General features: G+C 50.8%; 26 protein-coding genes. 15 read left to right on the forward strand and 11 right to left on the reverse strand.

The genetic code is table 11. The features are described 5' to 3' along the window. Positions 1-55 precede the first annotated feature (55 nt). The gene (locus GP475_RS08565) at positions 56-1,690 is read left to right on the forward strand and encodes an amidohydrolase (protein WP_187973993.1); all 1,635 of its coding nucleotides are present in this window, start codon (positions 56-58) and stop codon (positions 1,688-1,690) included. Beyond that, positions 1,677-3,272: a thiamine pyrophosphate-dependent enzyme gene (locus GP475_RS08570; RefSeq protein ID WP_224400709.1), complete on the forward strand. Its 1,596-nt coding sequence runs from the start codon at positions 1,677-1,679 to the stop codon at positions 3,270-3,272. The genes GP475_RS08565 and GP475_RS08570 overlap by 14 nt, the downstream gene beginning before the upstream one ends. Before the next feature lie 8 nt (positions 3,273-3,280). Here the strand turns inward: GP475_RS08570 and GP475_RS08575 are convergent, their stop codons facing one another. Together GP475_RS08575 and GP475_RS08580 are read right to left on the reverse strand one after the other, a co-directional pair. Continuing rightward, entirely contained in the window at positions 3,281-3,541 is a 261-nt protein-coding gene (locus GP475_RS08575) for a metal-sensitive transcriptional regulator (RefSeq protein WP_187973995.1), read from the reverse strand. 9 nt (positions 3,542-3,550) lie between these two features. Continuing rightward, positions 3,551-5,173, reverse strand: a complete 1,623-nt coding sequence (locus GP475_RS08580) for an FAD-dependent oxidoreductase (protein WP_187975876.1) — start codon at positions 5,171-5,173, stop codon at positions 3,551-3,553. 378 nt (positions 5,174-5,551) lie between these two features. Between GP475_RS08580 and GP475_RS08585 the strand changes: the two genes are divergently transcribed. From GP475_RS08585 to GP475_RS08615, 7 genes are all read left to right on the forward strand, one after another. Beyond that, on the forward strand, positions 5,552-6,088 hold the full coding sequence (locus GP475_RS08585; protein WP_224400708.1) for a MarR family winged helix-turn-helix transcriptional regulator: 537 nt from the start codon (positions 5,552-5,554) through the stop codon (positions 6,086-6,088). A gap of 104 nt (positions 6,089-6,192) precedes the next feature. Continuing rightward, positions 6,193-6,285 carry a K(+)-transporting ATPase subunit F gene (gene kdpF / locus GP475_RS08590; RefSeq protein WP_187973996.1) on the forward strand — a complete coding sequence of 31 codons (93 nt, stop codon included), beginning with the start codon at positions 6,193-6,195 and terminating at the stop codon, positions 6,283-6,285. Between the two features lie 2 nt (positions 6,286-6,287). Then, on the forward strand, positions 6,288-7,934 hold the full coding sequence (kdpA, locus tag GP475_RS08595; protein ID WP_187973997.1) for a potassium-transporting ATPase subunit KdpA: 1,647 nt from the start codon (positions 6,288-6,290) through the stop codon (positions 7,932-7,934). A 12-nt stretch (positions 7,935-7,946) separates the two neighbouring features. Further along, positions 7,947-9,959 (forward strand): potassium-transporting ATPase subunit KdpB, encoded by a 2,013-nt coding sequence (gene kdpB / locus GP475_RS08600; RefSeq protein ID WP_187973998.1) that lies wholly within the window; start codon positions 7,947-7,949, stop codon positions 9,957-9,959. A 33-nt stretch (positions 9,960-9,992) separates the two neighbouring features. After that, complete coding sequence (locus GP475_RS08605; RefSeq protein WP_187973999.1) at positions 9,993-10,571, forward strand: potassium-transporting ATPase subunit C; 579 nt, start codon at positions 9,993-9,995, stop codon at positions 10,569-10,571. 9 nt (positions 10,572-10,580) lie between these two features. Continuing rightward, complete coding sequence (locus tag GP475_RS08610) at positions 10,581-13,139, forward strand: DUF4118 domain-containing protein (RefSeq protein WP_187974000.1); 2,559 nt, start codon at positions 10,581-10,583, stop codon at positions 13,137-13,139. Next, the gene (locus GP475_RS08615; RefSeq protein WP_187974001.1) at positions 13,136-13,837 is read left to right on the forward strand and encodes a response regulator; all 702 of its coding nucleotides are present in this window, start codon (positions 13,136-13,138) and stop codon (positions 13,835-13,837) included. Before GP475_RS08610 ends, GP475_RS08615 begins: the two co-directional genes overlap by 4 nt. 144 nt (positions 13,838-13,981) lie before the next feature. Here the strand turns inward: GP475_RS08615 and GP475_RS08620 are convergent, their stop codons facing one another. The 5 genes from GP475_RS08620 to GP475_RS08640 form a co-directional block, all read right to left on the reverse strand. Continuing rightward, positions 13,982-14,194 carry a helix-turn-helix transcriptional regulator gene (locus GP475_RS08620; protein ID WP_187974002.1) on the reverse strand — a complete coding sequence of 71 codons (213 nt, stop codon included), beginning with the start codon at positions 14,192-14,194 and terminating at the stop codon, positions 13,982-13,984. A gap of 312 nt (positions 14,195-14,506) precedes the next feature. Then, the gene (cas5e, locus tag GP475_RS08625; RefSeq protein ID WP_187974003.1) at positions 14,507-15,205 is read right to left on the reverse strand and encodes a type I-E CRISPR-associated protein Cas5/CasD; all 699 of its coding nucleotides are present in this window, start codon (positions 15,203-15,205) and stop codon (positions 14,507-14,509) included. A gap of 14 nt (positions 15,206-15,219) precedes the next feature. After that, on the reverse strand, positions 15,220-16,287 hold the full coding sequence (gene cas7e / locus GP475_RS08630; RefSeq protein WP_187974004.1) for a type I-E CRISPR-associated protein Cas7/Cse4/CasC: 1,068 nt from the start codon (positions 16,285-16,287) through the stop codon (positions 15,220-15,222). Between the two features lie 12 nt (positions 16,288-16,299). Further along, on the reverse strand, positions 16,300-16,938 hold the full coding sequence (locus tag GP475_RS08635) for a type I-E CRISPR-associated protein Cse2/CasB (RefSeq protein ID WP_187974005.1): 639 nt from the start codon (positions 16,936-16,938) through the stop codon (positions 16,300-16,302). Continuing rightward, on the reverse strand, positions 16,938-18,554 hold the full coding sequence (locus GP475_RS08640; protein ID WP_262485160.1) for a type I-E CRISPR-associated protein Cse1/CasA: 1,617 nt from the start codon (positions 18,552-18,554) through the stop codon (positions 16,938-16,940). Before GP475_RS08640 ends, GP475_RS08635 begins: the two co-directional genes overlap by 1 nt. A 255-nt stretch (positions 18,555-18,809) precedes the next feature. Here GP475_RS08640 and cas6e point away from each other — a divergent pair, with 255 nt between their 5' ends. The 5 genes from cas6e (at position 18,810) to cas2e (ending at position 23,536) form a co-directional block, all read left to right on the forward strand. Continuing rightward, positions 18,810-19,538: a type I-E CRISPR-associated protein Cas6/Cse3/CasE gene (cas6e, locus tag GP475_RS08645; RefSeq protein ID WP_187974007.1), complete on the forward strand. Its 729-nt coding sequence runs from the start codon at positions 18,810-18,812 to the stop codon at positions 19,536-19,538. Positions 19,539-19,556: 18 nt separating this feature from the next. Next, entirely contained in the window at positions 19,557-21,722 is a 2,166-nt protein-coding gene (cas3, locus tag GP475_RS08650; RefSeq protein ID WP_262485161.1) for a CRISPR-associated helicase Cas3', read from the forward strand. Positions 21,723-21,847: 125 nt separating this feature from the next. Beyond that, positions 21,848-22,216 carry a hypothetical protein gene (locus tag GP475_RS12515; RefSeq protein ID WP_262485162.1) on the forward strand — a complete coding sequence of 123 codons (369 nt, stop codon included), beginning with the start codon at positions 21,848-21,850 and terminating at the stop codon, positions 22,214-22,216. Continuing rightward, positions 22,216-23,169 (forward strand): CRISPR-associated endonuclease Cas1, encoded by a 954-nt coding sequence (locus tag GP475_RS08655; protein WP_187974008.1) that lies wholly within the window; start codon positions 22,216-22,218, stop codon positions 23,167-23,169. Before GP475_RS12515 ends, GP475_RS08655 begins: the two co-directional genes overlap by 1 nt. A 4-nt stretch (positions 23,170-23,173) precedes the next feature. Continuing rightward, entirely contained in the window at positions 23,174-23,536 is a 363-nt protein-coding gene (gene cas2e / locus GP475_RS08660; RefSeq protein WP_187974009.1) for a type I-E CRISPR-associated endoribonuclease Cas2e, read from the forward strand. A 210-nt stretch (positions 23,537-23,746) separates the two neighbouring features. On the opposite strand, the gene GP475_RS08665 is transcribed toward cas2e, so the two are convergent. From GP475_RS08665 to GP475_RS08675, 3 genes are all read right to left on the reverse strand, one after another. Next, positions 23,747-23,950 (reverse strand): hypothetical protein, encoded by a 204-nt coding sequence (locus GP475_RS08665; RefSeq protein ID WP_187974010.1) that lies wholly within the window; start codon positions 23,948-23,950, stop codon positions 23,747-23,749. A 292-nt stretch (positions 23,951-24,242) separates the two neighbouring features. Then, a complete protein-coding gene (locus GP475_RS08670; protein WP_187974011.1) occupies positions 24,243-24,434 on the reverse strand; it encodes a hypothetical protein in 192 nt (63 codons plus the stop codon). Between the two features lie 3 nt (positions 24,435-24,437). Beyond that, the gene (locus GP475_RS08675) at positions 24,438-24,740 is read right to left on the reverse strand and encodes a hypothetical protein (RefSeq protein WP_187974012.1); all 303 of its coding nucleotides are present in this window, start codon (positions 24,738-24,740) and stop codon (positions 24,438-24,440) included. Between the two features lie 306 nt (positions 24,741-25,046). Here GP475_RS08675 and GP475_RS08680 point away from each other — a divergent pair, with 306 nt between their 5' ends. Next, positions 25,047-25,394: a hypothetical protein gene (locus GP475_RS08680; RefSeq protein WP_187974013.1), complete on the forward strand. Its 348-nt coding sequence runs from the start codon at positions 25,047-25,049 to the stop codon at positions 25,392-25,394. Between the two features lie 437 nt (positions 25,395-25,831). Here the strand turns inward: GP475_RS08680 and GP475_RS08685 are convergent, their stop codons facing one another. Then, positions 25,832-26,317 carry a hypothetical protein gene (locus GP475_RS08685; protein WP_187974014.1) on the reverse strand — a complete coding sequence of 162 codons (486 nt, stop codon included), beginning with the start codon at positions 26,315-26,317 and terminating at the stop codon, positions 25,832-25,834. Positions 26,318-26,491: the final 174 nt, after the last annotated feature.

Below are 26,491 nucleotides of genomic sequence, written 5' to 3' on the forward strand. Positions count from 1 at the left end.
GTATTGGCAATTGCCTTCATCAACCGACAGACTAAAGCATTAAGGAGGTTAGGTTATGGCTTTAGACACCCTATTTGTTAATGGAAATATCTATACTCTTGACCCTTCTCGACCTAAGGCACATGCAATCGGGGTCCATCAAGGTCGCATAATTAGCCTCGATGATGAGCTCCCGCCATCGGTCTTTTCAGAGGTCAAAGACCTAGCAGGGGCAACAGTTCTCCCTGGTTTTCAAGACGCTCATTGTCACCTGACTCATATTGGCCAAGAATCTATGCAAGTTGATATCCGGCCTTCAGCAGCACCGGATAAAAGCGCCCTTTTCAACGCTATTGCGCAGGCATGTCAGAACGCCAAACCAGGCGAATGGGTCATCGGATCTGGCTACAATCAAAACTACTTGGATGGTCACCACCCAACCGCTGTGGAGCTTGATGAGGTTAGTTTCGGCCATCCGGTGTATTTGATTCATAACTCCCGGCATATGGGGGTGGCAAACACTAAGGCCTTTGAATTATCTGGTTTCCCTGAGCGACGCGGAGTTCCCATCCCCGAAGGTGGGGATGTCCCGTGTGAAAACGGCCAGGCGGTGGGGCTACTGCTGGAAACTGCCCGTGCCCTCATCATGGACCATATCCCTCCCACTACCCCTGAAACGGTAGCCACAATGGTAGAAGAAGGATCTCGAGCCTTAGCTGCCCTGGGGGTGACCACAGCTACTGATCCTGGAATCGGTGCACCGGATCACATCGGGATGTGTCCACAAGACCTCACTGGTTATCAAATAGCTCGAGATAGCGGAAGAATGTCGATGCGGGCTATTGTCATGCCGTATCTCACCACGCTTCATCCCCTCGCGGGACTTGAATATCAAGGCCATCCTCTCTACACCTTGGATTTAGGTCTACGCACGGGGCTCGGTGACTCGTGGCTTCGGATCGGTCCTACCAAAGTGCTATCAGATGGATCGCTTATTGGTCGCAGTGCAGCCATGCGCGAGCCTTATGCCCATAGTGATTCCACCGGGCTCATGCAATTTAGCGAAGAATTTCTGCGAGAAAGAATTATCGGCGCGCATCTAGCCGGCTGGGATATCGCCGTCCATGCCATCGGGGACGCTGCACTAGATAGCATCATGGATATTTTCGAAGAAGCACAATCCATTTTGCCGCGCCCAGCCCGTCACCGAATAGAGCACGTTTCGGTGGCAGATGATAAGCAAATAGCTCGTCTTAAGCAGCTCGGGATCACCCCCGTTCCGCAAGGAACATTTATCCCTGATCTCGGTGAGGGAGCTAGCGAAGCCATCGGCGAGGATAGAGCGTCGCTGGTGTACCGCATTGGCGGTTTCCTGCGCCAAGATCTTCAATTCGCGGCTTCCACGGATGCCCCGGTAGTGTCTGCCTGCCCGATTCGAAATATCGATGCCATGGTCAACCGTCGAACCCACCTGGGCCGTGAGTTCAATTCGGAAGAAAAAATCATGGTTGAACAAGCTATCCGGGCTTATACCCTCGGTAGTGCCTGGGCTAACCATGTGTCTGATCGTGGAGTTATCAACAACGGTCAGCTAGCTGACTTTGTCCTCCTGAGCGAGGATATTTATCAAGTTCCCGCTGCGCACATCACTGATATCGCAGTAACCAGTACCTTTGTCGATGGTAAAGAGGTGTGGAATGCACGCTGGTAAAGCACTAGTCGAATCCCTGAAGCTCCATGGAGTCTCCCGCGTCTTCAGCGTTCCTGGAGAAAGCTACCTCGCGGTGTTAGACGGGTTGTACCAATCAGGGATTGAAAACATAGTCTGCCGACACGAAGGCGGCGCATGCTATATGGCTGATGCCTCGGCTAAATTCACCTCCAAGCCAGGCGTCGCCTTTGTCACCAGGGGACCCGGTGCCGCTAATGCTTTCGTAGGTATTCACACCGCATGGCAAGACGGAGATCCGGTTGTCCTTTTCGTTGGGCTCATCCCCATCGCCGACCGGCATCGCGAATCTTTCCAAGAGTTTTCACCTGAAGCATGGTTTGGAACCCAAGCCAAAGCTGTTTTCATTCTGGATGAGCCGGATCGGGCATCAGAAATCGTGGCAGATGCTTTCTTCTGTGCCCAAAGTGGCCGCCCTGGACCGGTGATCGTCGGTCTTCCAGAAGATATTATCCGTCAACCTTTCGACTCCGAGCTGTCCCCACCCCGCTCTATTTCTGAGTCACCGGTTTGCCTCGATGCGGTGCTTGAGGAATTGGAAAAAGCGGAAAATCCGGCGTTGTTTGTGGGGGGCGAACGATGGACTCCGGACGCCTGTGAGCAATTAACGCAATGGGCAGAGTCAGTACCGATTCCGGTGCTTCAGGATTGGCATGCAGATGATCGCCTACCCGACGCGTCCCCAGCGAATGCCGGAAGTTTGGGCTATGGACGGCATCAGGGGGCAGCTGATCTCTTGGATAATGCTGACCTTGTGGTGTGTCTGGGAACCGTCCCCGGCGACGTTGCCACTGATGGCTTCCAGCTGCGGCAATCCCCGCGACAGCGGACCATCGCTATCACCCCTGATCCGGAGCTTCGCGGCGCAGGTGTGAGGGTGGAAAGCCACATTGTCGCGAGCCCGGTCGAAGCAGTATCTGCTCTTAAGCCCCTTAAGCGGGGTTGGCCGGAATGGACTGCTGAGAAACACCAGGAATTTCTTGACGCCACGCGTATTCCTTCCGTGGAACCCAGCTCAGAGTATGCCCACATGAACTTGGTTTTCGCTGAGCTACAGCACTACCTCAAGGATCCGGTTTATACGGTAGGAGCCGGGAACCACACTGCATGGGCGCAATCTTTTATTCCGGCAACCAGCTATCCCAGCCAGCTGTCTACTCGAAACGGCTCCATGGGTTACTCCATTCCAGCAGCAGTGGCCGCCACACTAGAAACCAGTCGGCTTGTAGTAGCCGTGTGTGGGGATGGAGAGTTCTTGATGAATGCCCAAGAGCTTGCCACTGCGGTGGAGCATAAGTGCGCATTCTTAGCCATCGTGATGGATAACTCCCAATTCGGAACCATCAGGCAGCACCAAGAAAACCACTACCCTGGTCGAGTATCTGGGACCGCAATTCGCAATCCTGATTTTGCCTGCTATGCCCAAGCCTTTGGCGCCTATGGTGAAAAAGTAACCCGGGACTCAGAAATTGCGGATACTGTGCGCCGCTGCATTGAGGCTGTCCACTCCGGAGTTCCCGCCGTTCTCCACGTTAAGGTCGATCCGGAGATCCTGCAGCCCTAGCACCAGCACTAGGCCAGGGAGAGGAAAAGTTTTTCCAAGGCTTTTTCGTCGAGGTTGTCTCCGTCGCTAGTGGACAAACATTTCCTCATCCCCGTGCTCATCAGCGTAAAGGCTGCCCGGTCAATAGCTTTAGTTGAGGCGGCTAACTGAGTTACCACGTCTCGGCAGTCAGCCCCCTCCTCCAGCATCCTAATAACCGCATCCAATTGTCCCCGTGCCCGACGCAGACGCAGGACAGTGGGTTGCGCTTCTTCTTCGCTAAACCGCATCCTTTTTCCTTACTGATAGCACGTACCCTGGCTCCAGGTTAGATACCCGCCGTCAAGGTTAACCACATCAGTGAAACCGAGGTTCTGCAACAGTGTGGCTGCAATATGCCCGCGCAATCCAACCTGGCAATGCACCAGAACCTTGTGCCCCGCTAGTTCTTGGTACCTCTCACGAATATCATCGAGTGGCAGATTCATAGACCCGGGTATAGCGCCATGCTCGTATTCTGCAGGTGTGCGTACATCAACTAGCGTCCACCCCTGTTCGAGATAGTCAGAAACCTCATACCACTGAGCATTTCTTTCTCCCTTAACCAGGTTTTCTGCAATAAAGCCCGCCATATTGATGGGATCTTTCGCAGATCCGAATTGCGGAGCATAGGCTAACTCCAGATCAGCTAGCCTTGAAGCTGATATCCCGGCACTCATCGCGGTGGAAATGACATCAATCCGTTTGTCTACACCGTCTCTCCCCACAGCTTGAGCACCTAAAATAGCGTCATTGTTGGCATCAACAACCAGCTTTAAATGAATAGGAGAAGCCCCCGGGTAGTATCCAGCGTGCTGAACAGGATGCAGATGAATAATTCTGATATCACGACCTTGGCTCCGCGCCCGCTTCTCATTCCACCCCACTACCCCGGTAGCCAGACCAAAAGCACCGACAATTGCTGTGCCAAGAACGGGACGTCGGGCTACATCCTCCCCGGCAATAACATCGGCAATCAAGCGCCCCTGGCGGTTCGCCGACTGCGCTAGAGGAGCCAGGGAAGGTTGACCATTAATCGCATCTGGTTTTTCGGTGACATCCCCCACCGCGAAAATCTTCGGATCACTGGTTCGCTGTTGATCATCGACCGCAATTCCCCCCAAGGGGCCAAGATCTAAACCGGCGGTTTCCGCCAATTCTGTGGCAGGCCGCACCCCAATCGCAGTAATCACGGCATCCGCCAAAACAGTGCGTCCGTCACTTAACTCAATGTTCTTCTCCCCAATGGCAGTAATCGAAGCGTTGGTCAGAACCGTGACGCCATTGTCCGCAATATGACGACGCACAATTGCCGACATCTCCGGATCCAAGGGACTTAGAATCTGTTGAGTCTTCTCCAGAATCGTGACTTTCTTCCCCAATTTTTGGAGATTTTCCGCAACTTCGATTCCAATAAAACCTCCCCCGATCAGAGCAACAGATTGCGCATCTTTGATGCCATCAATAATGCGATCAAGGTCTTCCACTGACCTCAAAGTCAAAGATCGTTCAATCCCAGGAAGGTCTGGGAGGAATGGTTCTGCGCCGGGAGAAAGCACTAGTGTGTCATAGTTCAACAGATAGGTATCCCCCTGGTCATCGCGCACTGTGACTTCTTGCCGCTGCCGATCAATAGCTATGGCCCGCTGATTTACCCGAACGTCAATATTGAAGCGAGCTGCTAGGGACTCCGGAGTTTGCAGCAGTAACGAGGATCTCTCAGCAATAGTCCCGGAGATGTGATAGGGCAAACCACAATTTGCGAAAGACACGTAGCCGCTAGACTCAATCACGATAATGCGGCGTTGCTCGTCTTTGCGTCGAAGCCGCGTAGCGGTGGACATTCCGCCGGCAACGCCGCCGATAATTACCGTCGTGGGAATACTCACCGTTAAGACCTCCCGAATAACCGCAGCACACTGGCCATTAATCCAGCGGGTTTACGTTCCCGATCAGAGCAGGTGCACCATTGCCCACGCGGAACACTGGCTTTTACCTGCCGAATATGGTTCCCGCATCCTGCCCACGTTGTTTTTCCACAATTAAGGCAGGTCACTGGCCGACACATAACTGTTCTCCCATCCTTAGAGTTCATCAACAGCAAAACTCATAGACCACTATACCCCATGGGGTATGTTGGATCTAATTTTTATACCCCTTGCAAAATTAGCTATAGCAACATTTAAAGGTCTATAATAAATATCCCTATAGGAATAGCTGATGTTATGCACATCATTTAAATAATGAGCTGATGTTATGGAGTGGTTAACATTAAAGATCCATTGAAATCCGCGGAACTCTTTCGCTATTTGATCTTGGCATTGCAACGCCAGGGAAGCCGTGAGCTCAATCAAAAGCTAGCGAGATTAAACCTTACTGCCTCCCAAGCAGAGGCTATTGAAATCGTAGGCACCCAAGGGCCCTTGACTACCCGCGAAGTCGGAGCACAATTGGTATGCGAAACAGGAAGTCCAAGTCGGCTGCTCTCAACACTGGCCCAAAAAGGTTTTATAGTTCGTTCTACTCCCGAACAAGACCGACGAGCCACCCTTCATTCTTTAACGAAATTTGGCCGCCAAACCCTTGGCAATATTCAGCAGCTTAACCAGGAGTTTTACCAACACCTGGCAGAGGATCTAGCAAAGGTTCATAGTAACGAGCAGATGGATATCGTCACCCAGATTGCTAGATTAATCCAGTCTCCAACCATGCGGGAAACACTTCATCAACGATTTCCCGAATACTTTAAAAGTGAGGACTTCGCTAATATTCCCACCCTAGGCGTAAAGAAAACGTAAATAGCGCCTTACAGACCTCCACGGCAGCCCTAGTATCCCTGGCAGACCGATAGGGATGTCACTTTCCCCTTTCGGATGTGCTTTGAAGGATTAGGAGGTTTGGGATGTCTGCCCTACTTGCCGTCGCACTTCTTCTTCTGGCTGTGGGTCTTATTGTCTACCTTTTGGTAGCGCTGATTGATCCAGAGAGGTTTTAGTCGTGCAACTTTCACCACTTGTCGCAGTTCTGGGACAAATTGCCCTGCTTGTCATTTTGCTGGGCTTGGCCTATGTCCCCCTGGGAGACTGGATGGCGCGAGTATATTCTTCTGCTCACCACACACGCGCTGAGCGCTTGTGCTACCGGTTCTTAAGGATTGATCCCGATACAGACCAAACCTGGAAAGGGTATTTCCGTGCAGTACTGGGGTTTTCTATTGCCTCTGTCATCGTGCTGTACGCCATTCAACGCTTACAAGCAATTCTGCCTAGTTGGGGTAACCCTCAGCCAGCGGTTTCCCCAGCCATGGCCTTTAATACCGCAGCTAGCTTCGTTAGTAACACAAATTGGCAGTCCTATTCCGGCGAGGACACCCTCACTAATTTCACCCAAGCAGCAGGACTTGGAGTGCAGAACTTTGTGTCTGCAGCAGTAGGCATGGCGGTTGCCATTGCGCTTGTCCGGGGCATAGCTTTTCACCGCCAGGTAGGAAACTTTTGGGTAGACCTAGTTCGCGGCATTAGCCGAATATTATTACCCGGCGCCAGCATCATCGCCATTCTCTTAGTGTTCGGCGGGGTCATCCAAACCTTCGGTTCAAACCTCACCAGCTCTTTCGGAGTGACCATCCCCCGTGCATTAGTAGCCTCTCAAGAAGCTATTAAAGAGCTAGGAACTAATGGTGGCGGAATCTTCGGCGCAAACTCCTCTCACCCCTTTGAAAATCCCAACGCCTGGACAAATCTATTGGAGATTTTTTCGCTCCTTGTCATTCCCCTGTGTCTAATCCGCACCTATGGCAGTATTACCCGACGCCCTAAGGATTCGTTGACCTTACTCTCCGTAGTCATCGTACTCTGGGGCACCATTTTAGGTTTGATGACCTGGGCTCAGTGGTCCTCCGGTAGCTGGGAAGGTATCGAGCAAAGATTTGGACTAGGCGCGTCGACATTATTTGCAACATCGACTACTGCCACCTCAACCGGGGCCGTTAACTCTATGCATGACAGTCTTGATCCTGCCGCCGGTGGTCTAGCGCTATTAAATATGCTCTTAGGAGAAGTCTCTCCAGGCGGTGTAGGCGCTGGGCTCTATGGCTTACTCATCGTCGCTATTCTCGCAGTTTTTGTCGGCGGACTTTTGGTGGGGCGCACCCCGGAATTTGCTGGTAAGCGAATTACCCAAAAAGAGATCACAGCGGCATGTCTTTATATTCTGGTGATGCCGGGCCTGGTTCTGGCGGGTACCGCGATAACGGTGTTGCTTCCCGACACCATTGCGGCGCTGACTAACAATGGTCCCGCTGGAAGTGCTGCTAACGCTCACGGATTAACTGAAATTCTCTACGCCTTCACCTCAGCGGCAAATAATAATGGCTCTGCGTTCGCTGGACTTGATGTCACCGGAACCTGGTTCCAGCTTGCTTTAGGGGTGACCATGCTGGTGGGGCGTTTTCTCCCGATATATTGCGTGCTCATGTTGGCTGGTTCTCTCGCCCAACAGCAGCGTCGCGATAGCTCCGCCGGAACGCTTCCTACCTACGGAATAAGTTTCGCGGCGCTGGTGATTGGAATTGTGGTCTTAGTATCAGCTCTCACTTTCTTCCCGGTGTTATGTCTGGGACCTATCTCAGAAGCTTTGGCTTAAAAGGAGTAGACGATGAACACCCAAACTTTGATCTCTTCTCTGCCCTTGGCCCTAAAAAAACTGGATCCTCGCATTCAGGCTCGCAATCCGGTGATGTTAGTGGTGTGGGTGGGGGCCTCAGTATCTACCTTGTGGTCAGTTTTCCACCCTTCGCTCTTTTCCGGGTCAGTGACGGTGTGGCTGTGGCTAACCATTTTCTTCGCTTCCCTGGCTGAGGCAGTCGCCGAAGGCAGAGGAAAAGCTCAAGCTGATGCCTTAAGGTCTGTCCGTACTGATACCCAGGCCTGTCGACTATCCCCCCAGGGAGAAGTCGAGGTAGTCGCGGCTACCGAACTGCATCGCGGTGACCAGGTCATAGTTCGTGCCGGAGATACTATCCCTGCTGATGGTGATGTTATTAAGGGAGCTGCCACAGTAGATGAATCTGCTATTACTGGGGAATCTGCCCCGGTAATTCGTGAAGCCGGTGGGGATCGGAGCGCAGTAACGGGCGGCACGGTGGTGCTCTCTGATGAGATCGTTATCCAAGTAAGCTCTGAACCTGGGCAGAGCTTCGTTGACCGGATGATTAGCTTGGTGGAGGGGTCAGAGCGACGCAAAACCCCCAACGAGATCGCACTATCTATCCTGTTGGCCGCGCTAACCATTATCTTTCTTATTGCTGTTGTCTCTTTGGCACCCTTGGGATTGTGGGTCGGCGCTGATTTTGACCCTCTAAGCCTTACTGCTCTGCTGGTGTGCCTCATCCCTACCACTATTGCGGCGTTGCTATCGGCCATCGGAATTGCGGGTATGGACCGACTTGTCAAACGCAATGTTTTAGCTACTTCCGGACGCGCCGTTGAAGCCGCAGGCGACGTCGATGTGCTGTTGCTCGATAAAACCGGAACCATTACCTTTGGGGCGCGTCAAGCCACCGGGTTGGCTGCCGTCAGCGAGTCTTCTGATCTCCAGTTAGCTATTGCCGCCAGGCTGGCTTCTCTGGCAGATGAAACACCAGAGGGCCGTTCCATTATTGATTATCTGCATCTTCATTTTGACCTTCCCACTCAGGCGTCTCCTGAAGAAGCCAGCGCTGAATCCGTAGCTTTTAGTGCTAGTACCAGGATGTCGGGCCTTAATATTGATGGGTATTGCTATCGAAAAGGGGCCGGTGATGCGGTACGAACGTGGGTCGCTGAAACAGACGGGATATGGCCGGCAGGTATTGATAGCGAAATTGAAAGAATTTCGGTGGCTGGTGGTACTCCCCTTGCAGTCGCCGCCGAAAACCCCCACCATCAGCGGGAAGTTTTAGGAGTGATTGAACTTTCTGACGTTGTGAAACCCGGAATGCGGGAGCGCTTTGAGGAGTTGCGACGAATGGGTATTAGAACGGTGATGGTGACCGGTGATAATCCCCTGACTGCCCGAGCTATCGCGCAAGAAGCCGGGGTTGATGACGTGTTGGCGCAAGCTACTCCAGAAGAAAAACTTGCCCGGATTAGGCAGGAGCAAGCCGCTGGCCGGATGGTAGCGATGACCGGTGATGGAACGAATGATGCCCCGGCATTAGCTCAAGCAGACGTCGGGGTGGCCATGAACACGGGAACCTCGGCTGCGAAGGAAGCCGGCAATATGGTGGATTTGGATTCAGACCCCACCAAGCTCATTGACATTGTGGCGGTAGGAAAACAATTGTTGATTACCCGAGGAGCACTGACCACCTTCTCGCTGGCTAATGATTTGGCAAAGTACTTTGCTATCCTTCCGGCGATGTTCGCTGTGGCGGTACCCCGTCTAGGGTCGCTCAATGTGATGGGACTGCATTCACCTCAATCCGCCGTGTTGTCTGCCATCATTTTCAACGCCTTGATCATTATTGCTTTAGTCCCCTTAGCGCTTAAAGGAGTGAAATATCGCGCCGCGGCAGCGACCTCTTTGCTCACCCGAAACCTAGCCGTATGGGGCTTGGGTGGAGTCATTACCCCATTCATTGGGATTTGGCTGATTGACCTGGTAGTTCGCTGCTTACCTGGGATGTAATAACACGAAAGAAACAGTGGGAGAAGAAGTAAAATGTCTCTACTCAGAGCAACCGGTCGCGGGTTTCTTGCCATGCTGATAGCTACGTTGTGCTTAGGATGTGTTTATCCAGCAGGTGTCTGGGCGATATCAAGGATCACTCCAGCCAGCGCGAATGGACATATCCTAACTGATGATTCTTGTATTATTGCCGCACGCGGGCTCGCTGATGGACGCACCGGAGAGCAATGGTTTCACTCCCGCCCTGAGGGAATGAGCAACCTATCCCCTAAGAATCCGGAATTGTTGACTGAACAAGAGCAACGGCGCATGGACATAGCTCACCGCGAGCAGGTAAATCCCGAGCAAGTTCCGGAAGACGCCATCAGCGGATCTGCCTCCGGTGTTGACGACGGAATCAGCCCCGCATACGCGGAACTCCAGGTTCCCAGGGTGGCTCGCGAAAATGGTTTAAGTGAACAAGAAGTAAGAGAGATTGTGTCTCGACACACCACTCAACGCGGTTTAGGGATACTGGGCAATCCGGTGGTCCATGTCACTGATGTGAATATGGATCTTCCTGGCGGACACCAGTGCGCCGAGGAGGGCGTTGAGCCTCAAAAGGTGGGATGATAGACAACCATGGAGACACACGGACGCGGAACACTTAAGGTTTATCTCGGTGCGGCTCCCGGCGTGGGAAAAACGTGTGCCATGCTCCAGGAAGCTCACCGGTTGTCCGCGTCCGGTGTCAAGGTGGTGGTGGGAATTGTTGAAGACCATGGAAGAGAAGGCACTCGGCATCTGGTCACGGGATTAACGCTGATTCCCCGTGATGACTACGGGGAATTAAATATCCCGGCAATTCTGGAAAGCTCTGCTTCTCTTGTCCTGGTCGATGAGTTGGCACATAGTAATAATCGCCCCTCGGGCGGCAAACGCTGGGAAGATGTTCAACTTCTTTTAGACCACGGCATTGACGTGATATCTACTGTCAATATCCAACATCTCGAATCCTTAGGGGATGTAGTTGCCAATATCACCGGCGTAGTTCAGCACGAAACTATCCCTGACCGGGTGGTTCGTGAAGCAGACACGGTGGAGCTCGTTGATCTTTCCCCAGAATTCCTGCGCACCCGAATCGCTGATGGTTTGGTCTATGCGCCCGAAAGAATCGGACCGGCACTTAATAACTATTTCCGTCCGGGGAACCTCATTGCCCTTAGAGAACTTGCGCTGCTGTGGCTCGCTGACAAAGTTGATGATGCTTTGGCCCAGTACCGTAGTGAATTCGCTATTACGGATACGTGGGAAACGAGAGAACGGGTGGTAGTAGCTATAGCTGCGGAAAGTGATGCTGCGCCGTTGATTCGACGAGGACGACGGATTGCGCAGAAATCCTCAGCGGAATTACTCGTTGTTCATGTGATTGGCGGAGATGCCTTTGTGTCTGGTGCGGTCACGTTGATGCCGAAGATTAGGGATCTGGCGAAAAACGTTGACGCTCAGGTGCATCAGATTACGGGTGACTCAATTCCGGAGGCGTTGCTTCACTTTGCCCGAGGGGTCAATGCCACCCAGTTGGTCCTGGGGGTTAGGAAGAAACCCCGGTGGCGAAGGGTGTTGCATGAAGATACCGCGCAAGCGGTGGCTCGCGGATCGGGTCGGATCGACGTCCACTTGGTGACGCTGGATTCGGCGTCCGAGGAACAATCCCCTTCGGCGAAGAAAAACTCAACAGCACTCCACACTGCTTTGTTGCACTGGGGGGTGGCTATAGTTGCGCCAATTCTTGCCACTATTCTGGGGCGATCTTTCAACCTGGGGCCAAATCTCTCACTTATGGCGGCACTCTTTTTCGCCGTCATCTTGGTTGTCAGCCTTCTTGGCGGCATCATCCCCGCCTTGTTGAGCGCTCTTCTCGCCGGGCTTTTATTGAACTGGTTCTTCACCGCCCCGCTTCACACCTTCACCATTAGTTCCCCCGCTCACGCTTTTACGTTGATCGTCATGCTAGCTATGGCCTTAGCTGTTGCCTTGCTAGTTGACAAGGCGAAGGATGCCCGGCGAGAAGCTAAGTCCGCATCCGCTGAGGCAGATCTCCTTGCGACTTTCGCCCGGGCGGCTCTTCGAGGGGCCCAACCCACCGACGTGATGCATAAAATCATCCATGTCTTCGGTTGTCTCAAAGCCGAGGCCGTCGATGAACACGGCACTGTTTTTGCGGTGGCGAATAGTGGCGAGGACGCCTTTTACTTGGCAGAAAAAGAACCCAGCATTATTAATTCCCATAATCATTCCGTCCAGCTCAGACTGTATGGAAATCAACAACTGAGCGCAGATCACCATGGTGTTTTGAGTATTGTTGCTGACCAGTTAGCCGGACTTAAGCGACAAGAAGAATTAGGGGCGGAAGCTGCGCAAACCAAAGCCGTGGCGGCAGCAGACGAGTTGCGTCGAGCTTTATTATCCGCAGTGAGCCATGATCTGCGTTCACCCTTGGCTGCTGCAAAAATTGCGGTGTCTTCTCTTCGCGCCACTGATCTAACACTCACTGAGGAAGATAGGTCAGAGCTTTTGGAAACTATCGAAGATAGCGTAGATGAATTAAGTGATTTAGTGGGCAATCTTCTCGATTCTTCTCGACTCGCCGCCGGTGCAGTCAGCGCCCAGCTAAGAAGCGTCCCTCTGGAAGAAACAATTTATCGGGCAATAGGAAAACGAGGGATGGAGTCCGGACGGGTTCGAGTAAGCCCCCAGTGCGCTGGTGTGTGGGTGTATGCCGACGCCTCTCTACTCGAAAGAGTTATCGCCAATCTCGTAGATAATGCTCTCCACCATGCACCAGGCTCAGAAGTTCTGGTGGGGACGCGCACCTTAACGGTGGGAGAATTAACTACTGCCGGTCTTGACATAGATTTCCCTGACGGCGCCATTGAAATCAGCGTCAAGGATTCAGGGCCAGGAATTTCTCCCGAGGCTGATGAGAAAATCTGGCAGCCTTTCCAACGTTTAGGAGATCAACAACCTGATTCTGGTGTTGGACTTGGACTAGATATTGCCCGCGGTTTCACCACTGCTATGGGCGGTACTATTAATCTGCGGAACCGACTTGATGGTCCCGGTGCCTGCGCTACTGTTGTCTTGCCAGTGCCGAAACCCCAGGTCACCATCCCACCGGGGCAGGAGGATAGACAGTGACAAGGATCCTTGTTGTTGATGATGACCCGCGGCTGTTAAAAGCCCTGAAAATAAACCTGGTGGCTCGTGGGTACCAGGTGATTTCTGCCGCCACGGGAAGCGAAGGCGTCCGTGCCGCAGCAGATCAGCATCCCGACTTGGTGGTTTTAGATCTCGGCCTTCCTGACTTGGACGGAAAAGATGTCCTATCCGGTATTAGAGGGTGGAGTTCCGTTCCCATCATCGTGCTCACTGCCCGTGACTCCCCCATCGATAAAGTAGCCGTGCTTGATTCCGGGGCTGATGATTACATCACCAAGCCTTTTGCCATGGAAGAGCTTCTTGCCCGGGTGCGACTGGCATTGCGACATGCGGCCAATCAACAGCATCATTCCGATGCTCCCAGCGTCCAGGTGGGATCACTTCACATTGACCTGGCTAATACCCGCATCACCCGAGACCATAAGGATGTTCATTTAACTCCTACGGAATGGCGGATCCTGGAGATTTTAGTGCGCGCCCAAGGCCGGTTAGTGCGTCAAGATGAGCTTCTTAGAGAAGTCTGGGGCCCGGAGTATCTCAACCAAGGCCACTATTTACGCGTGTATATGGCTCAGATCCGACGCAAACTGGAACCGGATCCAGCGCATCCACGCTACCTACTAACCGAATCTGGGTTGGGTTACCGTTTTGATCCGCCTTCTCCGAGGATCAAGTAAGAGAGGTGACCGTGACGTGTCCTGACGTACCTTCAGAAATTGATAAGCTCATTCAGCTCTGACAGGAGGGATGAGTGACTGGTAATCAATCTGAAGAATTCAAAACCACGGTGCTGAGGTTAAAGACGAGAGCTCCATCAGCAGTTAGGCATTGCTCCGTGGGCGTGAAGCATGCCATGCTTTGACCTCATCGACATTCCATAGAGCGCAATTGCGATTTAAGTGGCCTTGCAGGGCCGGGGCCTGACCTCGTGATACGTAGGAACTCCAGGTGGAAGCCCCGATACCGCAATAGTGGGCACAATCCTCTGAAAGCCAGAACTCAACCCCATCGTCATCGTAGATAGGGAAACTCATAGCGTGACCCACCTCACTATTGCAGAGCAGATAGCAAGCGCGGGAACAACCATAGCCCACGAGGGAGCACTGATCCGCCGGAACATGGCGATAAGGCTGAGGTATAGCAATATGGACCGTGCAGGGGTAGGGTGTGACATTTTCTTTGCCCTTTCAGTTTTTCGCTAAAGTTTAGGGGATTCCCCCGGCTATGGTCCCTATAGCCGGGGGTTTCCTCATTTGCGGCTAGTCAGAGTTGTGGTTAGAGACCTCCAGGCACCAAGGCCTCTGGGGCCGCACTCTTTTTAGGCTCTCACTCCTTCATACCTTTTCTCATTGCCTTAAACGACACTGATTTTTAGCTGCATCTAGCCATTCCCTGCGGGTAGCGACGGCGGGAACGTTGATGATCTCAGGACCGGTATCAGCTCCCCGACTGCGATGATAGATGCGTGCTCGTTGCGTCGAACCTAGTTCCTGGTTTGGGCGATAGACCGGCAAGAGGGTCAATATATCCATACTGCTGTTTCCCAGGTAGAAGGGGAAACTTGGAGTGAAGGCTTTTCGCCCCAGATAGGTGCTGAATTGTGGGTTTCTCAGCGCAGTGGCTACTTTATCTGGATGATTCGGAGAGGTGACCTGGATCAGGAATTCTGCATCACTAAGGTAGGTTCGCTGGGAGATACTCGTAGAACCCTGCCCATCAGGAGTCAGTTTCAACATCTTGTCCGCAGGACGTTTACCCATTGCACCTAGAAGCCGTGATTTGAAAGCCATCTCGTCTTCATGGGGTGCGATGGTGTGAAAATCATCGATGAGAGTTCCGGGGCGATCTACCCGTACTGAGAAGGTAAGTTGCTGGACCCAGTCTTCCCACTGTCCCCGCTTAAACCCACAGGCTCCGGCTACTAGCCCCTGGAGGGCAGTATAGGTAGGAACCGGCTCAGTTCGCACGAAATTACCTGTGATGGACGGTCCAGCCCATGATTGCACAGGACCCGCTAGCCGAATAAAAGTTGACTGTATCGTCATAAAACTTTCACCCTCTAGTTTTTCACCCAGAAAACTACCTGCTCAATGAGGTCATTCTTTGTACCGTGAGTAGCCCCTGGGAACAGGTCCGCTAAGTCCGGATAGGTTCCAGCAACAACTTGGACAGCACCGAAATTATCCGGATCAAAGTCCCGAGCCGCCCGGTATTGGCGGTCAAGCTCAACCATGGTGGGTTTCAGGTATCCGCCTTGGTCTTTGTCGGCTTGCACGGGAGCTTCAAAATCATAGGCGCACCGATAAGTTTGTTCCTCAGCTAGGATAAGCGCAGGTTGGACAAAGGGGGCTGTGGAACGCTGTTTACCACGAGGAAGACCATAGATAATGGCGTTGATTAAAGCTCGAATATTATCCGTACTGGCGTCATCATCAAATCCAGTCCAGCTTTCTTTTAACTGTTCTTTGTCGATGGTGACGGTTCGATAAAAAACTCCGGTGGTGTATTGCGCAACACCAAGGAACGTCGCCCCTGTGTCATGATTCTTCTCTCGAATATCATCCACCGTAGAGAAGTAATCTGTCGCAATAACTACCCCGTGAGTAGTCACAGCTGGCGACACACTCAAAGCTGCCTCGGTCCCTTTTTGCGGCGCCGCAGCGAACATCCGCCCAAATGACGCAATCGCTAAAGACCCGGTTTTCCCTTCGGCAATAAACTCACCCTGAGAGCTGTCTCCTGCAACCTGTGCTGCAGCAACCTCTAATTCCTCAGCGCTAAGCCAAATAGAGCGATCTGACTCACGATCCCCTTCTTTAACTTTGTCTTTCTTGGTCAGCGTTCCCACTAACTTTTTCGCAGCTTTAGCCAGATCTTTTTCATTGCTATCAGGAGCTATTTCTCTAGCCCTTTCAATTATCGCTTCGCTCAGTTTCCCCGACCGCACTGAGATGTCCTGGCTCGCCTCTTCATACTTAGTCCGGATTCCCTTTTTAATAGATTGAGAACTAAGCAAGGCACACGTTGCTCCACCACGGCGAACATTCTTCGGAGTTCCGGCATCATCTCGGTTGAGGTTGGAATACGGGACAGAAGCAACGATGTGCAGAGTTAAGTGACGGGACATGAAATTCTCCTTCTAGATATTGTTTTCGTGATCAGTTTCAGCACTATTGTCAAAATCAAAACTGTAGAAATCGCGCAAAATACTCAGCCGATGTCGAGTTGAGGAATCACTATAGCCATTCCCCCAGTACCAAAAAACGCTAGTAAATCGATAGGGGTCAAGGGGAACAAAAATCCGCTTGGACTGCGCAAAAACTATGATGCGACGAATATTCGCTATAGCTTCCTCAACGTCTTGAGTGTGGAGGTATTTCAAACGCGAAGGAATCATGTCATTTGGTTCGCGTTGATTAACCTCAGGATGATGCGCTAATCGTTGACACCATTTCCCCAAAGATAGCCCTCGGCCAGAATCTTCCCCCTGAGCGTCCTCGTCCTCAGATTGGGTTGCCGCCGAGAATTCTGTTTTTCCTCGCGCAAACACATTCGGATATTCAGCAATAATCGCCGCACATCGCAGGAGCGCTACGCGTTGATTCTCCGAGCACTTCTCCGGCAAGTAAGGCAAAACATAAGAATAGGCTCGGTATTCAGTTTGAAGAGTATTGCCGGCTCGAATAGCTGAGCGTTGTGCGCGATAGTGATCCGACGCCGCGTTTCGCGACAACTCATTAATCAGCCCTGCCCAGGAGGGTCGTCGTGTATCGGCCATTATCTAGGTTCGCTTTCTTGATTGGGAACATGCTGGCATTGAAGTAAGTAGTGAATGCGCTGTTGAACTTCGAAGTTTCGGCTCGGGTTCTGGGTCAAATATGGTCCGATCACCGAATCAAATGCTCGTTGCGCTGCCTTGATAGCATCACCTCGTAGGCTAAGGAGATCTTTCCGCGCACGCCTACTACGTTGTCGTCCAGTTTCACTTTCTCCTTCCGCAGAATTAAGAGAAGATGCGAAGTAATCAATGAAATCCTCATACACTGGGGTGATCATTCTCCAGAAAACCTGATTCATCCGTGATTCTGCAGAAAACAAATGGGGGTATCCAGGTTTATCCGATCCCTTATTAAACTGATCGTGTTTTTTAGCTTTATCGTATTTACGTCTTGGCCGGAATGGGCCCATAACAATGCTATAGAGAGTCAAAATGAAGTCGGCTTGGAGCCTGATCCTTTCCTGCAATCTCGCATCCACATCAAAGACCCACCGTTGTGTGTCCGGTTGAGTAATTACCGATTCCCGAATAATCGGGGAATGAGAAGTGCCGGCAATTTGATGGCGAATGAACAACAATGAGTCTTTCGAAAAATCCGGAGAGAGGACGGTGTCTCCGAAGGTATTTCGAAGAGAGTTGCTTAAATCCTCATGCGCCCATTCAACAGCTAACTCGGTGAGATCTCGGCTGAGGTCTAAGCGTCGTGCTTTTAAGGACCCGTGCGAATCCGGCAGGTAGAAGTAGAAAGGATCACGGGCGTTTCGAGTGTCCCACCATTGCTTACGCTCTTCAGAGGTCGTACCCATTTCAGGCAAAAACCAGTTCTCCGGGATCCCACCGATTCTTACCCCCACAAGAGTATTGCCCTCCCAGGCACACGCCGCTGTGTTCGAGCTCCACGTTGCCGACCAGAGAGGATGAATTTCTCCTCCGCTAAGACGAGACTTCTCTCCTGTCCTATCCGCCCAGGCCGGCAACCCTGACTGACGTACCCAGTCTCGGGGAATAGATTTCAGCAGTGATTCCAAGGGTGACCGGGAGTGAATAAGAAATTCCGTAGCCGTATTACCGTCACCTAAATACCGGAAACCAGGAGATCCATTAAGGCATTTAGAACCATCATATCTAGAGTTACCACTAGGAAAGTAGGTGGCAAAAACCATCAAGGCTAGGGCACCATCCACACCATCTAAAGTCTCGGGTTTGAGCCTCTGCAAATCCCAATACGTCTGAGAGTATTCACCCGGAACGGTCGGAGATAATTTCCATGCTGGGTTTTTCCCCGGCCCGACGTGACGGGTTGTATCCTTAGGTCCCAGCGGAGGAAGAACCGGGCGTTGGAAGAACGGATAATCCCCTTCCTGAAGGTCTAATCCCGGAGCAAGACGATTTAATACCTCTGCGATCACATCCTGAGAAATAGGTTGCGCATCACCATCGGCTACACGATGTGGAATTTTCGGGTCTATTTGGATCGCCACAGCTACGGTTGCAGCCAGAAGTCGCCATGTTGCACCGAATTCATAACCAGGCATTATGAGATCCAACATCAGGTTCGGATCAGCGGCACGCGCCAAGAAAGCTTCGACGCTCAACTGTCCCTGATTCGTTCTCACAAGAGAGAGATCCTGAAAGACATTGATACTCATTGCACTATCCTCAAGCTCATACTTTGTTAGAATAGCAAAAGCTAGCCAGGATGCAACTGTAACTACTACAGTAGAAATTATTAAACTGAAACGTAAGGAGGGCTCCTCCCGCAGTCGCGGGAAAATCCACAACTTTAACTCCTACAGGAACTACCTCCACAGCACAGTGGAGAACAGTTGCCTTAGTGCCCTCGTGATTGATGATAAGGAGGAACAAAACCCATGCCAACTTCACCAAGGTTTTGGACTAGATTTCCCGCCCATTTAGCCGTCAACAAAAAGGTCATCTTATCTGAGCAGCAGAACAAGAACCTCGCTCAAAAGACTAGATGGAGTATTGATGACCCAAAATTCCGCCATCGCGCTGTCATGGGGTTATTTGGAGATATTGATTCTCAATCACCTCGCTCGGAATTAAGTATCCTCTACCGCTTTGAAACACTGCCCGGGCAAGCACCGTATTTCCTCGTTCAATCCACCCAAGCACCGGTACATCACCTCAATCTTGACGGGGTGCAAGTACGGAAAGTGGACATCACTGCCCCTGCCGAGGGCACGGAAGTAGAGTTCCGGATCACAGTAAACGCAGTAGCAAGGCGAAGTGTTGAGATCCCGGACGGTTCAAAAGAGAACACTAAGCGTAAAGAAGTCATCCGCCCGCTGTCTATGGATCCGCTACCTGATGGAAGTGGGGATTCTGAAGTAAGTGCCTGGCTCAAAGCTAAACTCTCACCAGCGCTAGATAACATGACCATTAATCGGCACGGACGCCAAGTATTGGGAGCTAATCGCCGAGGAGCACACAAGAATACCCGAGTTGTCCAGGTTGATATGTTCGACGGCGTCGCTACCGTTAAGGATTCAGATGCTCTCCACACTCTTCTCCTGAATGGTCTTGGCCGGGCAAAATCCTATGGTTGCGGCCTTTTAACTATAAGACCCCTCGGCTAGGGCTGAACGGAGCTTGTGATGAACACCCCTCATCTCCACCGGTATCTTTGGGCCAAGTTTGATGGAGCTTCACAACCCTATCTGCTGCTCGCCCATCTTTTAGATACCGCTACCGTTATATCTTTGCTGTACCAACATTGGCTAAGAAAGGGTTTGCGGGATTTACTTGCTAAAGAATTAGGCTCTCGCGCCCCCAGTATTTTATCCTTCCTCGGAGGGATCCATGACCTGGGAAAAGCTAATCCGTATTTTCAAGCCCAGCCTCGTCAACATAGTGCACAGTGGAAAGCTTTCCGCACAGAACTTAGCGGGCACGGCTTGGACATTTCTGCTGATCTCACTGAGATATATATCGATCATCAAGAACTACGCCGCCATGAAAACATCTCGGTGTGTGGACTTAACTGGAGTGTTCACCAAGAAGACAAAATCACAACATCGTGGGCACCTATGGCAGTTATCGCCCACCACGGAAAATTCTCTATCCCAAAGATTTTCGATGGCCTCATTAGCGAAGATCTAGAAGACAGCCTCGCAGAAACATGGCCGTTATTGCACGAACGCATAATCGATGAAGTTTTAAAAGCCACCAAATTAGATTCCTCAGACGATATTCCTCCGGTATCTCCTGAAGTTGGAATTTTAATCAGTGGATTATTAGTTTTGGCAGACCGGATAGCCTCGCAGGCGGAATTAGTTGAATCAGGTCTGGAACAGCTCCAAACAGAAGCATTAGATCTGAATGCCCCTGAGAAATGGGCTGCGGTTAGGAAAGATGAATGTTTGGCGCTAATTGAAAAAACTGTCGGGATTTACCACCCTTGGCCAGAGGAAGAGTTAGCCGATAGCGCAATTCTTGGGGGATATCCTCCGCGTTTTACGCAGGAAAAAGCAGTGGGGGTTGGTGACGGGTTGTGGAACGTTATGGCGCCTACTGGATCAGGGAAAACCGAAGCTGCGTTGCTGCGGCACTCTCGACGAAATGAGCGCTTGATCTTTTTACTTCCTACCCAGGCTACAACCAACGCGATTATGCGTCGGATCCAAAAGGCTTTCCAGGGGACTCACAACGTTGCGGCGCTTGCTCATAGTCTTGCCGTTACTGAGGACTTTTATCAACAGCCTGCCACTGTCAGCGAGGGAACACGGGAGTATAACGACCACGATGACCACTATCAAGACACCGGAGGTCTGTATCCCACCGAATTTATCCGGAGCGGAGCGTCTCGACTCTTAGCCCCGGTATGCGTTGGCACGGTTGATCAAGCATTGATGGGGTCTTTGCCTTCAAAATTCAATCACTTGCGATTATTAGCACTCGCAAATGCTCACATTGTCATTGATGAGGTCCACACCTTGGATCAGTATCAAGCGGAGCTGATGGAGATCTTGGTGAAGTGGTGGTCAGCTACGAACACACCGGTGACGTTTTTGACTGCTACTATGCCGGCCTGGCAGCGGGACAAGTTTTCCCGAGCATATACCGGTTTTAGTAGCACCAGCCCAGCGCAATTCCCTACGGTCGAAGAATGGTCGGCTTGTGGCAACTCTGCTATTGATATAGCGGATATACCTACGGAGTGTTATGCCATCCCCTTTCACTTGGATAGAGGAGAAGAGAAGAATTTAGTGCGACGTCATGCGGAGTGGGTGAGAGCGCAAAGGAAAAAATTCCCTGATGCCCGGATCGGGGTTATTTGTAATACCGTCGACCGAGCTCAGCAGCTTGCTGTGGAGCTTGAGGGTTTTCACCCCGTGGTGCTGCATTCTCGGATGACAGCTGAACATCGCAACCAATCAGCATTAACTCTAGAGAAAACAATTGGGAAAGGTGGCCGAACTAGAAATTGCTTGGTTATTGGAACTCAAGCAATCGAAGCCAGTTTAGACATTGATCTTGATTTATTAAGAACAGAGTTATGCCCGGCACCGTCATTGATTCAACGCGCCGGACGGTTGTGGCGGAGGCAAGACCCCGAGCGAAACCTCCGCGTCCCCGGCATGATGAACAAAGAACTTAATATCTCGGTCATCAAACATCCGACGCCTGGCGCCACGCTTCCCTACCTTCGTTCTTTGCTGCAGCGAGTGGAAAACTGGCTTGAAAGACGAAAAGAAATAAAGTTTCCGACGATATTCAGGATTTCATTGATCAGACCACACCAAGCCTCGAAGCTCTCATAGCAGAGATCGATGATGACGCTGTTGCGTCTGAGTTGAATTCGGATCTCCAGGACAAAATAGCGGAGTCTTCACAAACCATCACCAGCCGTTCTCAAGCAAGGAATGTCCGTATCAAGCTTGACGCCGTGCTTCAGGACGATGCGAAAGTTGAAAGCCTTGTTGGTTTAACATCACAAGACTCTGTGGAAGAAAGCTCCACTCGTCTCATTGATCGGCCAAGTATTCGGGTGATTCTGTGTGACTCTAGCGGGGAAATTCCAGGAGCATGGGAGGCCGATCCCACAACGCTCATAGCAATCCGTGGTAGAGATACCACCCAGTTACGTCGGGCATTACAAGGATCTATGTCCATACCTGACACCTCTAGATTCTCTGGTTTGAAAGACCGAACTATTTCTTTGGGTGATGCGAAAAGCCTGTTGCGCGGATACTATGCCCTGCCGATGAATCCCGGAGAATATGACCGAGTAGTAGGACTGTTGGGTGAAGGCTAATGGCTTATTCCGAAGAAGCACTGGCGTTTTCTACGATCTCCCCTTCCGAACAAATTCGTCTAGAAGATCGAGTTTCTTATTTGTATGTGGAGTATTGCTTGATTCGTCAAGACCGAACCGGGGTGATTGCTATTAGCCGTGGAGATGAACGCGCCCCTGAACCGGTGAATGAACTACCTACAAAAACCCGGATTCAATTGCCCGTGGGTGGGTTGGCGACACTTATTTTAGGGCCCGGAACCAGCATTAGTCAGCCGGCGGCGACGTCTTGTGCTCGCTCAGGTGTATCGGTTCTGTTTAGCGGAAGCGGAGGAATACAGTCTTATTGTTTAGCTACCCCGCTGACCTCATCGGCTCGGTGGGCAATAGCCCAGGCTCGGCTAGTTGCTAATGAGGCGCGTCAACGAGACGCGGCGAGAATATTGTACCGAAAACAATTAGGTATTGACGATGTTCCGATGTCCTCTATTGCCGCTATGAGAGGAATCGAGGGCAGAATGATGCGAGATTTGTACAAAAAATTAGCGACAAAGCATCATATAAAAGGGTTTCGACGCGATACTAATAGCCCCGATTATGTTAATTCCAATTTAAATCTTGCTAATTACATTTTATATGGATGTGCGGCTTCTGTGTGCTCTGTTTTAGGGATAAATCCCGCGCTCGGAATAATACATCGTGGAAACTCGCGATCTTTGCTGTTTGATTTAGCGGATCTCTATAAGAGAGAAATTACGATTCCGTTGGCTTTTAGAATGGACAAAGAACACGGAGGTGCTAGTGAGCTCCGAAAAGAACTGAGGCGATGTATTCAGCGACGCAAAATTCTAGAAGAGATGATGAAAATTATGATGTCAATACTTGAACCACACCTGCCGAAGCGAGATGATGACCGACTTATTGGTGGAATGAATCACGAGGTTCCTGGGCACACCCAATACGGCAGCGGATAATCCCATGTTTGCGGTACTACAGGCTCATTCCCTACCTGAGCATCTCCACGGATACCTCAGCCGGTTCTTTTCAGAAGCTGACACCGGGCTTTATGTGGGAGTGATTTCTCGGGCGGTACTTGAGCAACTCTGGGAACGATGCCTTAGCGCCGAGCTAGAAGGGTCTATTACCTTGATTCATAGTCAGTTTGACAGTGAGCAAGGCTTCTCAATAAGAACCACAGGACCGCAGCGGCGCCCGGTCTTAGATTTTGATGGCCTAACCTTAACGACTCGCGGCCGGGTAGAAAATGGCCGCGTATGGGAACCACGAAACGAAGAAGAAATGAGGGATTTACCCACGACACAGAAGGATTTTAATTCTTAATCTAAGTTTTCATTTCTTAATTCTAGACTTTCTATGAGCGAGCAAATCTGATACGTAGACAGAACCTGATACTGACCAATAGCAGCCGGCTACCGGCCTACTCAAGAGAGTTAACTTTTCCAGATAACTGAATATGCGATATGAAGCATCTCCGCAAGGGTGTGGTTGCGATAATTATATTTTTTCTTAAACAAAAAATACGGTTCTTTTTCATGATGAACTTCGATAAAAAAGTGTTACCCTACCATTCCGGCGTTTGGATTTTTCTGTTTGTTTTTCCGCCGCGGTTTTATTTGCTTCCTCGATTTCTCGGTACTTCGCAGCCAATGGGCGTAGCTCGTTACGCTGAGTCCGGTATTTCGCTGCTTCCTGACGGGCTTTTGTTAGAGCATTTTTATAATCCTCCAACGTCATCTCCCCATCACCAGCCTTAGCCTCTTTGCGGTCCTAGCTGGCTTCTTGGCCACCAGGATCAGCAGGGTTAGTGGCTGTGCTTTCAGCATCATTATGTGTAGGGGTGTCCATAGTTATCCTCCCGGGATATTTAAGGTTCGGTAGAAAAGATCTGGCCTCCTGTGCCATACTTAAGACCTGTCAGCTATCCCCTGACATTGACCCTCGCCGCCCTCCTGGCAGAGTCTTTCCTCGTTATAAGGGCATAAGAAAACCCCGCTGCCTTAACGGCACGGGGTGAAACAAGGATTTTTTAACCCCAGAAATATTCTGGCTGTTTAGCGTCTTTGTATTGTTCTTTACGATCAGTCGCCTCAAGAAAAGCCAATCCGCACATGATGTCGGTATAATCTTCTGCTTCTTCGCGACTCATATCCCATTGTTCCATGAATAGACGCACATGCTCATCAAACGGGAGACTACCTTTACCAGTGTGCATCTTCATGGTTTAAGGATAGATCTTGGAGAACAGTTCATCAAGAGCTGGAACAATATTGTCCGCAAAATCCTTCTCATCCCATTGGATATAGGCCCACATTCCGTCTCCCTCCTTTTGCAGAGCAATCACCTGGTTAATCCGTTTCTCACCGGTTTTCACCCCCACCCACTGCGCATAAGAACGAGCAAAAAGCTCTTTATCGGATAGCAAATACCGGTGATTTTGGATTTCCTCTACCGTATCGGGTTTATACGCTTCCAAGGCTTTCACCGTCTTGGACTGTCGTACTTTATGAAAATAAGCATCAAACACCTTTGGATGCTGAGGAATTTTTATCACAATAAAAATGAAATTAGCTCAACTACATGCGTAAAAGTTTTGAATACAAATAATAGCGCATTATGGGAGAAAAAATATTGCGGTCTAATATGTTTTGCGTAATACCCTTCGTTCACTTGCGCCTGGTTAGCTAGAAAACTTACGATGTCAATAACAGAAAATTATTCAATTTTCTTTATAAAAATCTAACTGGTAAATTTGGCGTTAAGACAGTATCTTTTGGTTGAACTATTGTCCTGGTTAACCGTCGCGCACCTAATAAGGAGGTGTTTAAAGTCCATGTCAAACGTTGGTCAGTGGAAAGATACACAAATTGTTGTGGATCGAATTAAAAATCAAATCGCAGAGGAAAGGGACTGGGTTCACCTAGAGTTTGCGATAGATTATTTCGGTGTTGAGGACAGTAGGAGGCTGGATATCAGGGAGTGGGAGGAAGCTATACGACGACTTCTTTCCACTGGGGAGTTGTTCTTGCGGTTCGTACATCCCACAAATTCGCCTGATCCGATTGAAAAGAACCCGGTCGAGCCGGGAGTAACTCCGCGTCAGCTTGCTGTGAGAATTGCTACTGATCCTGATCTGTATCTTCTGTGTCTAATGCTAGACGCGCATAAGATCGAGTCTTGATCTTAGCTATGGCCTTTATTCCCCCTGTGCTGATCTTGCGCAGGGGGTTGAGGTTTATTGGTAGTTATTTGCCGAAATGGTCGGTGGCTTTCCAGTCCACCTTGCCATCAGGCTACTTCTCGACGGATGTACCTTCCGCATCTTCGTGTGATTCCTCAGCCTGGTCGGTGGCAGTGTTTGCACCACCCTCGACGCCTTCGATGAAACGTAGCCAGTGTGGTTGTGTGAACGAGTGTTTCTCCTTTTACAGGGGTTTCCGCCCGTTTCGGGCATGACAAAACCGCCGGCAAGAACACTGTGGTTCTTAACAGGGGGTTTAGTGCGCCGCCGGGACTCGAACCCGGAGAAGGCCAACCAAAAAACTTGGCGGCGCGTTACACAAAAACCGCCACCACAAGGTGACGTTTCAACTGCTATGTCAACGAATGGAAGATCAACTAAGAATCGATATAGCCTTCATCTTCCAACTCATCAAGTAAAGGGAGAAGAGGCTCATTCTCCTTCAGCCACTCCGCAACAGCCTTCTTCTTCACGCTCAACGGCTCACCAATTACATCTAACTCCTCCAGCAGGATAGGCAGACAATTCGGCCGCCCTTGTCTATCCATTGGGGTTAGATCATCAGAGAACCTATCCAGACTGGACGGTTTTGTCGCTTCCATTGCTGACCTCCACATCAATGATCGGCAACTCACCACGCTGAACACGGTAGTTTTTATATTAGTACCTGGAGAGACTAGAAATTCTTCCCGAAAAGCCTTACTCTTATCCCCATTCGTCGGCATCCAAATACCAGGCGCATCTTTCGTACCGTAACCCCGGAGTATCATCCCAGTCTTACACTCTCCCTCAGCTACTACCTGAGAAGCACTAACCTTATAGGCTCTGAAGGTGGCTATATCTCCGCATCCGCGAGCAGCCATATCCGAGTCCCTAGTTGTCAGCTTCATTGCCTAGCCTGAGAAGCGATGGGAAGGGCTATGGTCAGAGTAATACTCGCCGCCCCTATAGACCACAACCAGGCGGGCCAACTGAAACCAATGATCGCGGAGAGCGCTAGCACCCTAAACAATGGCATCGTCATGAGGGAAAAGATT

The sequence above is a fragment of the Corynebacterium poyangense genome, from assembly GCF_014522205.1.
GTDB classification, from domain to species: Bacteria; Actinomycetota; Actinomycetes; order Mycobacteriales; family Mycobacteriaceae; genus Corynebacterium; species Corynebacterium poyangense.